Genomic DNA, 15,152 nt, shown 5'->3' with positions numbered 1-15,152 from the left:
GAGGCCCTGCTGCCAGGGCCCAACAACATCACGACGGCGGCGCACGGCTGCCGCAAGGAGGTACAGATGCGTCTGGGGACAGTACGGCGGAACGGGACGACGCAGGCGTTCCGGCAGGACGGCGGCGCCACCGACTACCTGCCGGCCAGGGACGTCGGCGAACTGCTGAGGGGCGGGGACTGGCGGACCCTGCCCGGCGAGCGGGGCCCCGCGCCGGCGGCGTCGGAGCTGGACATGCCGATCCTGCATCCGGGCAAGATCCTCTGCGCCGGCCTGAACTATTACGCGCACGCCGAGGAAGTGGGCCAGGAGGTCCCCAAATACCCCACGATCTTCACCAAGTACCCGAACGCGCTGGTCGGCCCGGTGGACGACGTGGTGCTGCCCGCGGCCAGCACGAAGATCGACTGGGAGGCCGAGCTGACCGTGGTGATCGGTTCCCGGATCCGGTACGCCGATGACGCCGCCGCCCGGGACGCGATCGCCGGCTACACGGTGATGAACGACGTCTCCGTCCGCGACTGGCAGGGCCGCACCTCGGAGTGGTTCCAGGGCAAGAACTGGGACCGGATGACTCCGGTGGGCCCCGTCGTCGTCACGGCAGACGAGCTGGATCCGGAGGCAGGGCTGGCGGTGGAATGCGAGCTTGACGGCGTGTCCAAGCAGTCGGGCAACACGTCGGACCTGATCTTCTCCTGCGCGCAGCTGGTCTCCTACGTCAGCCAGTTCATGACCCTGGAACCCGGTGACCTGCTGGCCACCGGCACCCCGGCCGGCGTGGGACTGGCCCGGAAACCGCGTGAATGGATTCCCGCCGGAGCGCAGCTGGTGACGAGGATCGAGGGAATCGGCGAATTGCATAACCGCTGCGTGGCCGAAGAGCCGCGCTGAAACGTCGAATTTCTCCCTCCGGCGTCCTAGGATCAAGGAGTGGCACAAACACGGCTGTTTGGGCGTGACCGGGAGGTGGCGCAGTGGCGCGACCTCGCCACTGCTGTGGAATCCGGCCGCAGCATCGAACTGACCGTCAGCGGCCCGTCCGGAATCGGTAAGACATCCCTGCTGGAGACGGTGTGCGCCGAGGCCTCCGCGCGCGGCTGGAAACTGCTGCGGGCGGCTGGCGCCGCCCGCCGTTCGCTGCCAGGATCCATGTTCTGGCAGTGGTTCGCGCCGCTGGCCCAGCAGGTGCCGGTCCACGGCCCGCCGTTCGACGGGCAGGGCCGGGTGCTGCATTCCTTCCTGACCTACGCGGGCGGTCCGCTGCACAAGGACGCCCTGACCTATTCGGCCTCCTGGGTCCTGCGTTCGCTGGCGCAGGAGGGACCGGTGGCCGCCGTGGTGGACGACGCCCAGTGGCTGGACGAACTTTCGCTCCAGTCGCTGTCCGACATGGCGGGCCTGCTGATCGACGTCCCGCTGCTGCTGCTGCGCGGGGTGCGTACCGGCCAGGGTGCGGAGCGCGGCGACGGCATCCTGGCGGACTCTTTGCTGTTGGATGCCGACGACGGCGGTGCCCGGGGCAGTGCCGCCCGTGCCGATGGCCGCGTGCACTGGCCGCTGCAACCGCTGGACCGCCAGGCCGTGACCGAGTGGACGGCCAGCCGCAGGCCCGCCGCCGACCACGACGTGGCGGCGCGCATCCACGCGGCGGCGGGGGGAACGCCGTTCTATGTCCACGAGCTCCTGGAGGGCGGCGCCGGCCCACCTCTCGATACCGCCGCAATCGGCAAGGACCAGGCGGAAGCCGCCGTCCTTCAAGACCGCCTCGACCGGCTCTCGGCGACCGAGCGCGCCGTGCTGGACGCCGTCGTCGTCCTGGGGGAGGACGCGAGCCACCAACTCCTGGCGCGCATGACGGGGCTGTCGGCGGCGGGCCTGACCCCGGTGCTGAAACGCCTGGCCGCCGCGCGGTTCCTGAGCGCCCTGCGTCCCCGCCCGCGGATCCAGCACGCCCTGGTGGCCGAAGCGGTGCTCGCCTCGCTGGAGCCCGAACGGCAGGCCGAACTGCATGGCCGGGCGGCGGCCGCCCTGATCGCACAGGGCAGCGAGAGCGCCGTGGTGGCGGGCCACCTCCTGGCGACCGAACCGGGCGCCGACCCTGCCTCGGCCGAGATCCTGCTCGATGCCGCCGGGGGAGCCCGCCGGATCGGCGCGGCGGAGTTCGCCGTCCGGCTCATCGAACGGGCCATGGCGGAGAACGGGCTGGCACAGGAGCTGCAGCGCCGGATCGTGATTGAAGCGTCGCTGGCCCATCAGGACGCCGGCCACCTCCCGCAGGCGGAGGTCCTGGGACGACGGGCGCTGGCCATGACCCGCGGCACCCGGGCGCGCGTCGAGCTGCTGCTGGAGTTCGCCGAGGCCCGGTATTCGATCAACCGGATCGAGGAAAGTGCGCGTTACTACAGCCAGGCCCTGAGCGAATTGGACAACGACGGCGACCCGCACACCGAGCTCAGGCGGCGGGTGGTTGCGCTGGCGACAGGGGCGGGGTTCCAGCAGCTGCAGTTCTCGGCGGAGTACCGCCAGGAGCTGGCGAGCATCCTGGCGCAGGACCCGGCGCACGACGGCCCGAGCGACCGGCTGCTGCTGGTGCAGGAGGCGCTGCGGCTGACCGTGACCGGAATCGATGCCAAACGCAGCGGGGAACTGGCCCTGCGGGCGTGCGCCGGCGGAAAGCTGCTGGCGGAGGTCGGCGCGGAGTCGAACATCATCAACTACGCAACCGGTGCGCTCAACGGCTCGGAACAGGACGCCGCGGCCCTCGAGTTGCTGGACGCGGCCATCGCGGAGGCGCGGGCCAACTCCTCGCCGATGGCGAACGCCACCCTGACCTACTGCCGCGGCGCCATCCACTTGAACCGGGGGCGGCTGCGGCTGGCCCAGATGGACCTGGAAACGAGCATGGAGGCGGCGGACACCGGCTGGCGGACGTACCTGGAGGTAGCCTGCGTGACGCTGGCCGAAATCTACCTTGCCCGGGACGACCTGGCCGCCGCCGACGCCCTGCTCAAACGGGTCCCGCTGGCGGAAGAACGCGTGCCGCTGGTCCAGGCGATGGCGCTCCAGCTGCACGGAGTGGTGGCCGCCGGACACGGCGACCACCAGCTGGCGCTCGAGTACTTCGCCACCGCCATGGACCTCGGCGCCGGCCTGGGCCCGACACTGAACCTGTGGACGCGCAGCGCCATCGAATCCGCCGCCCGTGCCGGGCAGGCCGAATACGCCGCCGCGGTTGCCGCCGAACTGCTCCAGGAGGTCCGCTCCTTCGGCGCCCCGCGCCTGACCGGCGCTGTGCTGCGGGCCGCCGCGCTGGCCGAGCCCGGGCCGGGCGCCGTCGTCATGCTGCGCGAAGCCATCTCGCTCCTCGAAGCCCACGAGGGCCGCTACCAGCTGGCGCTCGCCCTGGCCGACCTGGCCGAGATCTGCCTGCAGCCGGCGCAGGCCGACGCGCTGGCGGTGTTCAGGACGGAAGCGCTGGCGGCGGCGCGCAAGGCGCTGGTCCTGGGAAACCGGATCGGGGCCGCCGCGGTGGCCCGGCGCATGACCCGCCTGCTCGCGCAGCAGGATCACCACCTGCCGCTGATCGCGGAGAACAAGGCCGACCGGCTGACGCCGGCCGAGTACCGGGTCTGCTCCCTGGCGGCCAAGGGGCTCACGAACCGCAAGATCGCGGCCGAACTGTTCATCACCATCAAGGCGGTGGAGTGGCACCTGTCCCGGTCGTTCGCCAAGCTCGGGATTGCGTCCCGCAAGGAACTGGCGGCCGTGCTGGACCGGCAGGACTGAGCTGCGCCGAGCACCCTAGGGCGCCCGAGTATTCAGGCCGCAGGCAGCCCAACGCTACACGCGGGAAGAGTCTTTGGGCAGGCGGGCCGCCAGCTTCCACGCGGCGGGCATGGCGGCTGCCGCGATCAGCGACTTCACGATGCCGCCGATGATGAACGGGTACAGGCCCCACTCGAGGGTCTGCTGCAGGTCGGCGCCCAGGGAGATGGCCAGCCAGGCCATGCCAAAGACGAAGGTGATCACGGTGCCGGCGAGGAAGGAGACGGTGGCGCCCAGGAACTTTTTGTCCCAGTTGCGCTTGGCCAGCCATCCGGTCAGCCCCGCGGCGGCGATGAAGCCCACCAGGTAGCCGCCGGTCGGGCCAACGGCGGCGGCCAGGCCGGACGAGGCCTCGGAGAACACCGGCATGCCGGCCACGCCGGCCACCCAGTACAGTGCCATCGACAGCATGCCGCGGGCCGGGCCCAGCGTGCTGCCGACCAGCAGGACGGCCAGGGTTTGGCCGGTGATCGGGACCGGCCACAGTGGTACGGCCAGCTGCGCCATCACGGCGGTCAGGCCGGCACCGCCGACGACCAGCGCGGTGTTGGCCAGGGCGGTGCTGGGGACCAGGGCGTCGGCCAGGACACCCTGACGCGCTACGGCGGCGGTAGTACTCATTTTTGCTCCTTCTCGTTGCCCGGCCTGTATTGTCGGCCAAACGGTACTCTGTGGGCTATTACTGGGACTTACCCGAAATCCTGTAGACGAACGGGGCGGATTGCTCATCGCTCCAGGCTTCATAGGAATTACTCTTCTGGAAGAGCCTTCTTTCGGACCCGGCAGGGTGCACCCAAAGAATGGATCCATCCGTTGTTACCGCGTCCACAATGCCTGAACAAATTGTCCTGCCGTTCAGACGAACATCGATAGAAACGCCCTTGAGCGCGGTCCAATCCTCGACTCGTCTGGGCTTCATGGCAGTCAAGTGTGAAATCTTGTCCATGAGGAACTGCTTTCCAAGTTAGTGCCCTCGGCTGAGGTTGCATCAGGTTTCGGGTGTGTTTGGCTGGCACCCTCTGTCATTGCTCTTTGCGTAGTGATAGAGGGCGGCTAATGGGCGGTGGAGCATCGTAATCGTGGCGTTAGGATTGACGATCCGGGTGATCGTCCGATGCCCCACCGCAGCTAGTGGGCAGCAGTATGAGTTGTTGTGACGCACACTGCTGTTCGCTCCCTAGAAGGAGCGCTCGTCCATTCCGTTGTATTCGCTGAGCGGGCGGATCAGTGAGTTTGATTCCAGTTGCTCCATGATGTGGGCGGTCCAGCCGGTGATGCGGCTGGCCACGAACAGCGGAGTGAATATTTCCGTGTCGAACCCCATCAGGTGGTAGGTGGGCCCGGCCGGGTAATCCAGGTTCGGTTTGATGTCCTTGGCCTCGGCCATAGCCTGTTCCAGGCCGTCGTAGAGGCCGAGAATTTCGGGCCGCCCGTAGTGCTCGATCATCTTGTCCAGGGCCGCCTTCATCGTCGGTACCCGGGAGTCGCCGTGCTTGTAGACCCGGTGGCCGAAGCCCATCACCTTCTGCTTCCCGGCCAGCGCTTGCTCCATCCAGGTCCGGGCGCGGGCGGCGGCTTCCTCGCGGGGTTCGTCGGCCCGGATGCCGATCTGTTCGAAGGTGTGCATGACCGCCTCGTTGGCTCCGCCGTGCAGCGGGCCCTTCAGCGCGCCGATCGCCCCGGTTACGGCCGAGTGCAGGTCGGACAGGGTGGAGGTGATGACTCGGGCGGTGAAGGTGGAGGCGTTGAACGAGTGCTCGGCGTATAGGATCATCGAGACGTTGAACGCGTCCACGACTTCCGGGGCGGCCTCCTCGCCGAAGGACATCCAGAGGAAGTTTGCGGCGTAGCCCAGGTCTTCGCGGGGTTCCACGAGCTCCTGGCCGCGGCGCCGGCGCTGGTCGTAGGCGACGACCGCCGGGAATGCCGCAAACAGCTCCACTGCCTTGGCCATGTTCGCCTCCGGAGAGGAATCTCCGGCCAGCGGGTGAAGCGCGCCGATCACGCTGGCCGCCGTGCGGCAGACATCCATCGGGTGCGCATCAACCGGCAGCGCATCGATCACCGACCGCACGACGGGATCCAGGGCGCGCCCGCCGCGTTCAGCCGTGGTGAAGTCGTGGATTTGCACCGCGTCGGGCAGTTCCGAGTTCCACAGCAGGTAGGCCACTTCTTCGAAGCTGCAGTGCGCGGCCAGGTCCTGGACCGGGTAGCCGCGGTACAGCAGCGAGTTGGTCTCCGCGTTGACCTTGGAAATCTTCGTGGTGTCGACGACGACGCCGGCCAGCCCCTTGCGGATCTGCGGTGCTGCGGTTGATACATCTGTGCTCATAGCTCGACTCCTATGTCTTGTGGTCAGTGTCTTGTCAGTGCCGGCCGGGCACGTGGAAATTGAATACAGAGGTGTCGAACTGGTTATACGCCTCATAATCCACCAATTCGTACAAACGCGCACGGGTGAGCATGTCCGCGACCTGTGACTGCTGGGTTCCGTCGGCCCTGATCGCGTCCAGGGTGCGCTCGGCCGCGCCCATCGCGCTGCGCAGCAGGGTCACCGGGTAGATCACCATGGTGACCCCCGCGGAGGACAGTTGGTCCGCGGTGAACAGGTCGCTCTTGCCGAATTCGGTCATGTTGGCCAGCACCGGCACGTCAACGGCTTCGCGGATGGCGGCGAATTCTTCCAGGGTGCGCATGGCCTCGGGGAAGATGGCGTCCGCGCCGGCGTCGACGAGGGCGCGGGCGCGGTCCTGCGCGGCGGCCAGGCCGTCCACGGCCCGGATGTCGGTCCGGGCCATGATCAGGAAGTTCGGGTCCCGGCGGGCGTCGGCGGCGGCCCGGATCCGCTTGCTGGCGGTCTCCAGGTCCACCACGTTCTTACCGTCCAGGTGGCCGCAGCGTTTGGGGTTGAACTGGTCCTCGATGTGGCAGCCGGCCAGGCCGGCGTTTTCCAGTTCCTGGACGGTGCGCGCCACGTTCATCGGCTCGCCGAAGCCGGTGTCGGCGTCCACCAGGGCCGGCAGGTCGGTCATCCGCGCGATCTGCCCGGCCCGGGTGGCGACTTCGGTCAGCGTGGTCAGCCCGATGTCCGGCAGCCCCAGGTCGTTGGCCAGCACGGCGCCGGAGATGTACACGCCGTCGAAGCCCTTCTCCTGGATCAGCCGCGCCGAGAGGGGATTGAACGCCCCGGGGAACTGCTGCAGCTGCCCGGAGGCCAGCCCCTCGCGCAGTGTCCGGCGCTTTTGCTCCGGTGTGGTTGCGGCGTAGAGCATTTAGAACAGCCCCTTCGGTCCGGCCGCGGGGTCGATGACCCCGTCGGCGGCCTGGATGTTCAGCTGGTCCAGCTCGCCGGCGGCCAGTTCGGGCAGGCGCTCGGCGGCGGCCAGGAACCTGTCGATTTCGGCATCGTCGACGATGCCCTTGGCCAGGGTCCGCAGCTTATACACGTACTGCTCCCGGGCGAACGGGCGGGCGCCCAGCGGGTGGGCATCGGCCACGGCGATCTCGTCGGTGATCACGGTCCCGTCGGCCAGCGTGATCTCCACGGAGCCGCCGAAGGCCTTCTCGGCGATGTCCAGCGAATGGTAGCGGCGGGTCCATTCCGGGTCTTCCTCGGTGCTGACCTTCTGCCACAGCGCCACGGTGTCCGGCCGGGCCGCCCGCTCCGGGGCGTACGAATCGACGTGGTGCCAGGCGCCGTCCTGCAGGGCCACGGTGAAGATGTACGGGATCGAGTGGTCCAGCGTCTCGCGGGACGCCGTGGGGCTGTACTTTTGCGGATCGTTCGCGCCGGAGCCGATCACGTAGTGCGTGTGGTGGCTGGTCCTGATCAGCACCGACTTCACGTTCTGCGCGTCGGTGGCCTCCGGGTGCTCGCGGTGCAGCCTGCGGGCCAGGTCGATCCAGGCCTGGGCCTGGTACTCGGCGGAGTGCTCCTTGGTGTAGGTGTCCAGGATGGCCCGCTTCGGCTCTCCCGGGGCAGGCAGCGGCACGTCGTAGGAGGCGTCGGGGCCGTCCAGCAGCCAGGCGATGACGCCGTCCTCGCCCTCGTAGATCGGCACGGGCGAGGTCTGCCCGCGCATCGCCCGGTCCACGGCCTCCACCGCCATCTTGCCGGCGAAGGCCGGTGCGTGCGCCTTCCACGTGGAAATCTCGCCCTTGCGCGACTGGCGGGTCGCCGTCGTCGTATGCAGCGCCTGGCCCACGGCCTGGAAAATGGTCTCCGTATCCAGGCCCAGCAGCGTGCCGATCCCGGCGGCGGCCGACGGCCCCAAATGGGCCACGTGGTCGATCTTGTGCTTGTGCAGGCAGATGGCCTTGACCAGGTTCACCTGGATCTCGTAACCGGTGGCGATGCCGCGCAGCACGTCGCGGCCGTTCGCGCCCACGTGCTGGGCCACCGCGAGGATCGGCGGGATGTTATCGCCCGGGTGCGAGTAGTCGGCCGCCAGGAACGTGTCGTGGTAATCCAGTTCGCGCACGGCCACGCCGTTGGCCCACGCCGCCCACTCCGGCGAGGTCTTCTCATTGGTGCCGAAGATCCCGGCGCCGTGACCGCCGCCGGAGACCGGGTGGCTCAGCGCCTGCGCACGCGCGGCGATAATCGGCCCGCGGTTCAGGGACGCGATGGCCACCGAGGCGTTGTCGATGATCCGGTTGATGATCATCTCGGCTACATCGGTGGAAACCTCCACCGGGTCGGTGGCTACGCGGGCAATCTTCTGGGCTAGCTGGTCCTCGCGCGGCAGGTTCTCTTCACTGCGGTAGACGCGCACGTGATGGTTGACGGTCATGAGACAGTCCTTTCGGAGGGCTGATCGGGGTGTTGTTTTGGGGATGCGTCCTTGAAATGTTCCAAGCTTTGGTGCAAGTGGATGCGGGTCGCCGCGGCTGCCACCTGGCTGTCGCCGTCGGCGATGGCGCCGGCGATGTTGGCATGTTCGGCCGCCGAGGCCAGCAAGCGGGCCGGGTTGTCCCGCGCGAGCCGGCGGATCCTGATCAAGTGGACGCGCAGGTTGGCCATCGCCTGCCGCAGATAAGTGCTGCCAGCCGCATTGTCCACGGCGGTGTCCAGCCTGCCGACCAACTCGTAGTAAGCCCGCGGATCCGGCGCAGAATCGCGCATCGCTTCCGCGGACGCGAGGAACTCCTGCTGCAGCTGACGAAATTCGCTCGGATTACCGCGAACGGCGGCCAAAGCCGCGGCCTGGCATTCCAGCGCCGTGCGCAGTTCGAAGAGCTCGGTGACGTTCTCCAGCGACACGTCGGCGACGACGACGCCGCGTCCGGCGTGAGGCGTGGCCAGCCCTTCCGCGGTCAACCGACCCAGCGCCTCGCGGAGCGGAGTGCGGGAGACGCCGAGCCGGGCGGCCTGCTCCACCTCGCCCAAGACGGTTCCCGGGGGCAGCCGCCACTCCACAATGTCTTCACGAAGGGCAATGTAAGCCCTGTCACTGGCGCGCATGGAAATCAGTGTATACACAGACGGGCTAATTGTGAAAGAATCAGCCGAAGCAGGATGTATGTGTATACATGAGCAGATTAAGGATGGGGGCGTATCTTGGCCGACCAGGCGCTTCGGCACTTTTCGACGCCAACCTGTGGTCAGGCACGCTGGCCCCTCAGCTCGCGAGTTCGTGCCGAGGCCCGACATGCGGTTACACTCTGCCTTCCTGGTCGCCTGCCCGGTGCTGGGCGCGCGATGGGCTCGAATTTATGGGCGGCCCCAACAACCTGCGCTCCGTCAATGGGCATCCAATGGCAGGAGCCAAGACTGGCCATCTCGGCGCCACTCGACGAAGACCAAGCACAGCGCGGGGGGTATTGCAACAAGCGGGCATCCAATCAGGGAGCACCCTAGGTTTTCCTAACTAGGGTGGATTGATCTGGCAAACCGAAGCCGCCGGGACCATGATTGAAGGTGTCAGCAACCGGAACGGGAGACCACACCGGAGGCGGCGGCACCAGGGATCCGTGTTGGGGGGACCTGCCTTCGGGCGGTGGATCCGATGCCGCACACGAAATGGCTCGAAGTGAGTTGGCTAATGGGGAGGCCTGACTTTGGGCCATTTCGTATGCCCGCGACCATGACAGACTGGATCCGTGGCCCATCTCGACGTCTCCAACATCGCCTATTTCCTCTCCGACGGCCGCCAGCTGCTCAACGGCGTCGGCTTCAAGGTCGCCGACGGCGCCAAGACCGCGCTGATCGGACCCAACGGCACCGGCAAGACCACCCTGCTGCGCATCATCGCCGGCGACATCGCCCCCGACGAGGGCGCGGTGGCACGCTCCGGCGCCATGGGCATCATGCGGCAGTTCGTCGGCCAGGTCCGGGACGGGACCACGGTACGCGACCTTTTGGTCGGCGCAGCCCCGCCGGCCCTCGCCGCCGCGGCGCGGGCCGTGGATGAAGCCGAACTGGCCATGATGGAGCACGACGACGAGCCCACCCAGATGCGGTACGCGCAGGCACTCGCGGACTGGGGCGACGCCGGCGGCTACGAGCAGGAGACCGTCTGGGACGAGGTCACCATGGCGGCCCTGGGCATGCCCTTCGACCGGGCGCAGCACCGCACCGCATCGACCCTGTCCGGCGGCGAACAAAAGCGCCTGGTGCTGGAAGCGCTCTTCGCCGGCCCGGACGACTTGCTGCTGCTGGACGAACCGGACAACTATCTGGACGTGCCCGGCAAGCGCTGGCTGGAAGAGAAGCTGCGGGAATCCCGGAAGTCGGTGCTGTTCGTCAGCCACGACCGTGAACTGCTGGCCAATGCCGCCACCAGGATCGTCACGCTCGAACCCGGCGCGCTCGGGGCCACCGCCTGGGTTCACGGCGGCGGCTTCGAGAGCTACCTGCAGGCCCGGGACGACCGCAACGCCCGCTTCGAAGAACTGCGCAAGCGGTGGGACGAGGAGCACACCAAGCTCAAGGAGCTGGTGAACATGTACAAGAACAAGGCCGCCTTCCGCTCCGACATGGCCAACCGCTACCACGCCGCCACGACCCGGCTGCAAAAGTTCCTCGAGGCCGGTCCGCCCGAGGCCGTGCCGATCGAGCAGAACGTGCAGATGCGGCTCAAGGGCGGGCGCACGGCCAAGCGGGCGGTGGTAGCCAGCAAGCTGGAGCTGACCGGTTTGATGAAGCCGTTCAGCACCGAGATCTGGTTTGGTGACCGCGTGGGCGTGCTGGGGTCCAACGGCTCCGGCAAGTCCCACTTCCTGCGCCTGCTGGCCGGCGGCGGCACCGACCCGGAGAAGGAGCACCTGCCGGTCTCCGAGGTGCAGATCGCCGACGTGCCACACACCGGCACGGTCAAACTCGGGGCCAGGATCCGCCCCGGTTTCTTCGCGCAGACCCACGTGCGGCCGGACCTGCTGGGCAAGTCGCTGGTGGATATCCTGCACCGCGGCGACGACCACCGCTCCGGCCTGGGCCGCGAGGCCGCGGCCGCCGTCCTGGACCGCTACGGCCTGGCCCGGCAGGCGGAGCAGCTGTACGACTTGCTCTCGGGCGGCCAGCAGGCCCGACTGCAGATCCTGCTGCTGGAGCTGTCCGGCGCCACCCTGCTGCTGCTCGACGAGCCCACCGACAACCTGGACCTGCATTCCGCCGAAGCACTGGAGCGGGCCATCGACGCCTTCGAAGGCACCGTACTGGCCGTGACCCACGACCGCTGGTTCGCGCGCAGCTTCGACCGGTTCCTGGTCTTCGGCTCCGACGGCAGGGTCTACGAGAGCGAAACCCCGGTCTGGGACGAGGAACGCGTTGTCCGGGAGCGCTGAACCGCCCGGCGTCGGGGAGAACGTCGAGCTGAGCAAGGCCGCGAAGCGCCGGCCCGGCAAACCGCCCCGCCCGGTCCGGGCCGCCACCTACGCGACCTTCGCCATCTTCGGGCTCAACGGACTGGTCTTCGCCAGCTGGGCGGCCCGCATCCCGGCCGCGGCGGCGACGCTGGACATCAGCGCCGGCAGCATCGGCGCGCTCCTGCTGGCCCTCGGCCTCGGCTCGGTCATCTCGCTGCCCTTGGCCGGCCCGCTTGCCGCCAGGATCGGCACGGCCAACAGCGTCCGGGCCGGCGGGCTGATCGCAGCCGCCAGCGCGGCCGGACTCGCCGCCGCGCTGGCGGCCGGCTCCTTTCCCGCCGCGGCGGCGGCGCTGTTCTGCTACGGCGTGGGCGTGGCCTGGTGGGACGTGGCGCAGAACATCGAGGGCGCGGACGTGGAGCGGAAGCTGCTGCGCACGATCATGCCGAAGTTCCACGCCGCCTTCAGCCTGGGCGCGTTCGCCGGAGCCATGATCGGCGCCTGGCTCTCGGTGCTCGGGGTCTCGCTGGCCGCCCATCTGGCGGTGCTGGCGGTGGTAGTCGCGGCCGCCACGTGGGTGGTGCCGCGGGCCTTCCTGCCCCACCGCCCCCAGCATGACGACGACGGCGGGGCCCGCCCCGGCCGCTTCGCCGCCTGGCGGGAACGGCGCACGGTGCTGATCGGCGTCGTCGTCCTCGGGGCCGCCCTGACCGAGGGCGCCGCCAACGACTGGATCGCCCAGGCCACCGTCGTCGGGCTCGGCGCCACCGAGGCGACGGGCGCGGTCATGTTCGGGGTCTTCGTGGCCGCCATGACGCTGCTGCGCCTGGCCGGCGGGCGGTTCATCGACCGCTGGGGACGCGTGGCCGTGCTGCGGGTCAGCCTGGGCACCGCCCTGGCCGGCTTGCTGCTCTTCGTGCTAGCGCCGAACCTGCCGCTGGCCTTTGCCGGGGCCGTGCTCTGGGGCGCTGGCGCCGCGCTGGGCTTCCCGATGGGCATGTCCGCGGCCGCGGACGATCCGGCCCGAGCCGCCGGGCGGGTGTCGGTGGTCTCGACCTTGGGCTATGTGGCGTTCCTGGCCGGACCGCCTTTCCTCGGGTTTCTGGGCGAACAGGTGGGCCTCCGCAACGCCCTGCTGGCCGTGGCCGCGGTGATGGTCGCCTCGCTGTTGACCGCCCCGGCCGCCCGCGAACAGCGCCGTTTGAGGTAGTAGCGGCACAAAAATGATCAACCGTTGCGGCGCGGGCAGTGAGCGGGATCCCGCAGCAACGCCTGCAGCGCAGGGTTTTGTCCCGCATCGGCCTGAAGAACATGTCGCATGATGACGGACTTGGCGGCGGCGTCACGGACCGGCCCGGTCAAGGGCTATGGGGCTGCTGGGACAGGAACCCGCAACCCCGGATGGAAGCCCGTGCCTGCTTCTCGGTCCAAAAGCGGGGTCAGGCCGCCGGTGTGGAAGGGATAGTTGGCGCCCAGGATTAAGCACAGGTCTATCTGTTCCGGTCCCGCAACGACTGACTCGTTCAGCATCTCCTGAACTTCCTCAGCGAGCGCAGCCAGAATTCTGCCCCGGACTATGGCGGGATCGACGGGATGTGAGGCCGGCAGCAGGGCGGCCGCGGCCGGGGAAAGACACCCCTCGTTGTCCAGATAGCCAGGCAGCCCCGCTGAGACGAGCGCGGCCAAACTCCGGCTCACGCCGAAGCGCTGAGGATAAGCATGGTGCATGGTCTCGCAGACATGCAATTGCACAGCCGGGCCGATGAACTGCAGGAGTTCCAGTGGAGTCATGGGCAGGCCCAGTGGATCCAGAGCATGATCGACTCCAGCCGGATCCGCGCCTTCGTCGAGCAGGGAAAGGGCCTCGTCAAAGAGCCGCGTCAGCACGCGGTTCACCACAAACCCCGCCCTGTCTTTGGTTAGTACGGGTGTCTTACCCAGCCGTTCAGCGAGCTCAAATGCTGTTGCAAGAGTAGCTTCATCCGTCTTCGGTGCGGAGATGATTTCCACCAGGGGCAGCACGGCCACCGGGTTGAAGAAGTGGAAGCCAACCAACCGCTCGGGCCTGGTCAGGGACGTGCCCATCGCCTCAATCGATAGAGAGGAGGTGTTGGTCAGCAGCAGAGTCTCCGGCCGCAGGAGCGGTTCCAGCTCGGCGAACACAGCGCGCTTTACTTCCAGTTCTTCGAAGACCGCCTCAATGATCACATCGCAATCCGAGAAGGCAGCCTTGTCGGTGCCTCCGCTAATGAGGTTGCCTATGGCTTGGGCATCCGCGTCTTGCATGTTCCCGCGCGCCACCTGCTTCTCCAACTGCGCGAGTATCCAGGTCATCGCCGCGTTGATGCGCTCCTGCGACAGATCCGTGATTCGCACAGGGACACGCAGCCGTTGTGCAAAGACGAGGGCGAGTTGGCTGGCCATCAGTCCGGCGCCGACCACGCCGACCGAACGTACTGGCCGAGGTTCGACCGAGGGCCTGCCGGCCGGTTTCTTCGCAAGGGACTGGGTGAGCTGGAAGGCGTAGATGCTGGCGCGGGCCTGATCTGAGAGCAACAATTTGCCGAACACCTCGATCTCCGCCTGCTGCCCGAAACCGCCCGCGGATTCAGCCGTAGCGGCGATCAGTTCCAACGCTTGGTAGGGAGCGGGGGCAGCGCCGTGCAACCGCTCGTCCAGTTTCGTCCGGACGGCCTCCAACGATGTCTGCCCCTCCGCACCCATGAACTCGGGCGCCGGAGCAAGGCCGGCTCGCGTGGGCGCCGGGGCGGCGCCCGAGAGAATGCCCGCCGCAAAATCCAATGAGGCAGCCAGGAAGCCGGTCTCGGGAAGTACGGCATCGATCAAGCCGAGATCAGCTGCGGCATTCGCGTGGAGATTCCTGCCTGCCAACGAGTCAGTGACCACTAGCTTGGCCGTCTCGGCGGGACCGAGCAGCGCGGTTGCGCGGGAGATCCCACCCCAGCCGGGGACAAGGCCGAGCCGGACCTCTGGAAACCCCAAAGCGCGCACCGAGTCGGCGGCAGTGCGGTAGTCCGCGTGAAGTGCCAGTTCCAGTCCGCCGCCCAGCGCAATCCCGTTGGCGAAGGCAAAGGTCGGCACCGGAAGGGCAGCCAACAGGGCAAACGTTTCCAGGCCCTGCCGGGCCACTTCTTCGGCCTGTTCCCGCGTGGTGGCCTCGACCATTTTCTTCAGGTCAGCTCCGGCACAAAACACCGATCCCGTACCGGTCAGGGCAACTGCGTCGGCACGGGACAAATCCAAGGCCTGAATTACGGCTTCTAATTCGGCCAATGATGCCGGACTCAGCGTCGCGGGGCGGCCGCCAGAAGTCGCGAGGGTCAGAATGGCAAAGCGGAAGCCGGCATGGTCGACATAAGCAGTATCAATCCGGGTAGTTATCTCGGCGTTCACCGCAGGATGTGCTGGTTGGCCTTCAGTACCGGCCGGCTTTTGGCCCATGGTGCTCCCTCACAGGTCGACTGCTGACCAGTCTGATGTGAAACGGAGTCTCACGTCAA

General features: G+C 68.0%; 11 protein-coding genes. 4 read left to right on the top strand and 7 right to left on the bottom strand.

Going from position 1 to position 15,152, the window contains the following annotated elements; genetic code table 11:
- Positions 1-66 precede the first annotated feature (66 nt).
- Both AC5RUP_RS02410 and AC5RUP_RS02405 read left to right on the top strand, forming a co-directional pair.
- Complete coding sequence (locus tag AC5RUP_RS02410) at positions 67-891, top strand: fumarylacetoacetate hydrolase family protein (protein WP_494133142.1); 825 nt, start codon at positions 67-69, stop codon at positions 889-891.
- A 39-nt stretch (positions 892-930) separates the two neighbouring features.
- A complete protein-coding gene (locus tag AC5RUP_RS02405) occupies positions 931-3,786 on the top strand; it encodes a helix-turn-helix transcriptional regulator (protein WP_494158240.1) in 2,856 nt (951 codons plus the stop codon).
- A gap of 54 nt (positions 3,787-3,840) precedes the next feature.
- Here AC5RUP_RS02405 and AC5RUP_RS02400 read toward each other — a convergent pair whose 3' ends face one another.
- The 6 genes from AC5RUP_RS02400 to AC5RUP_RS02375 form a co-directional block, all read right to left on the bottom strand.
- Entirely contained in the window at positions 3,841-4,446 is a 606-nt protein-coding gene (locus AC5RUP_RS02400) for a biotin transporter BioY (RefSeq protein WP_494154206.1), read from the bottom strand.
- Positions 4,447-4,504: 58 nt separating this feature from the next.
- Positions 4,505-4,771, bottom strand: coding sequence for a hypothetical protein (locus AC5RUP_RS02395; protein WP_494154207.1), 267 nt, complete (start codon positions 4,769-4,771; stop codon positions 4,505-4,507).
- Between the two features lie 231 nt (positions 4,772-5,002).
- Positions 5,003-6,157, bottom strand: a complete 1,155-nt coding sequence (locus AC5RUP_RS02390; RefSeq protein ID WP_494154208.1) for a bifunctional 2-methylcitrate synthase/citrate synthase — start codon at positions 6,155-6,157, stop codon at positions 5,003-5,005.
- Between the two features lie 34 nt (positions 6,158-6,191).
- Positions 6,192-7,097, bottom strand: coding sequence for a methylisocitrate lyase (gene prpB, locus AC5RUP_RS02385; protein ID WP_494154209.1), 906 nt, complete (start codon positions 7,095-7,097; stop codon positions 6,192-6,194).
- The gene (locus tag AC5RUP_RS02380; protein ID WP_494154210.1) at positions 7,098-8,618 is read right to left on the bottom strand and encodes an MmgE/PrpD family protein; all 1,521 of its coding nucleotides are present in this window, start codon (positions 8,616-8,618) and stop codon (positions 7,098-7,100) included.
- Positions 8,615-9,289 carry a GntR family transcriptional regulator gene (locus AC5RUP_RS02375; RefSeq protein ID WP_494154212.1) on the bottom strand — a complete coding sequence of 225 codons (675 nt, stop codon included), beginning with the start codon at positions 9,287-9,289 and terminating at the stop codon, positions 8,615-8,617. Before AC5RUP_RS02375 ends, AC5RUP_RS02380 begins: the two co-directional genes overlap by 4 nt.
- Positions 9,290-9,927: 638 nt before the next feature.
- Here AC5RUP_RS02375 and AC5RUP_RS02370 point away from each other — a divergent pair.
- Together AC5RUP_RS02370 and AC5RUP_RS02365 are read left to right on the top strand one after the other, a co-directional pair.
- Positions 9,928-11,610: an ATP-binding cassette domain-containing protein gene (locus AC5RUP_RS02370; RefSeq protein WP_494154211.1), complete on the top strand. Its 1,683-nt coding sequence runs from the start codon at positions 9,928-9,930 to the stop codon at positions 11,608-11,610.
- A gap of 28 nt (positions 11,611-11,638) precedes the next feature.
- Positions 11,639-12,841: an MFS transporter gene (locus AC5RUP_RS02365; protein ID WP_494158280.1), complete on the top strand. Its 1,203-nt coding sequence runs from the start codon at positions 11,639-11,641 to the stop codon at positions 12,839-12,841.
- A gap of 155 nt (positions 12,842-12,996) precedes the next feature.
- Here AC5RUP_RS02365 and AC5RUP_RS02360 read toward each other — a convergent pair whose 3' ends face one another.
- A complete protein-coding gene (locus AC5RUP_RS02360) occupies positions 12,997-15,093 on the bottom strand; it encodes a 3-hydroxyacyl-CoA dehydrogenase NAD-binding domain-containing protein (RefSeq protein ID WP_494153867.1) in 2,097 nt (698 codons plus the stop codon).
- Between the last annotated feature and the right edge of the window lie 59 nt (positions 15,094-15,152).

This window comes from Arthrobacter sp. Y3223151, from assembly GCF_059091125.1.
The sequence above is the reverse complement of the archived record's forward strand: the minus strand, read 5'-3'. Positions and strand labels throughout refer to the sequence as shown.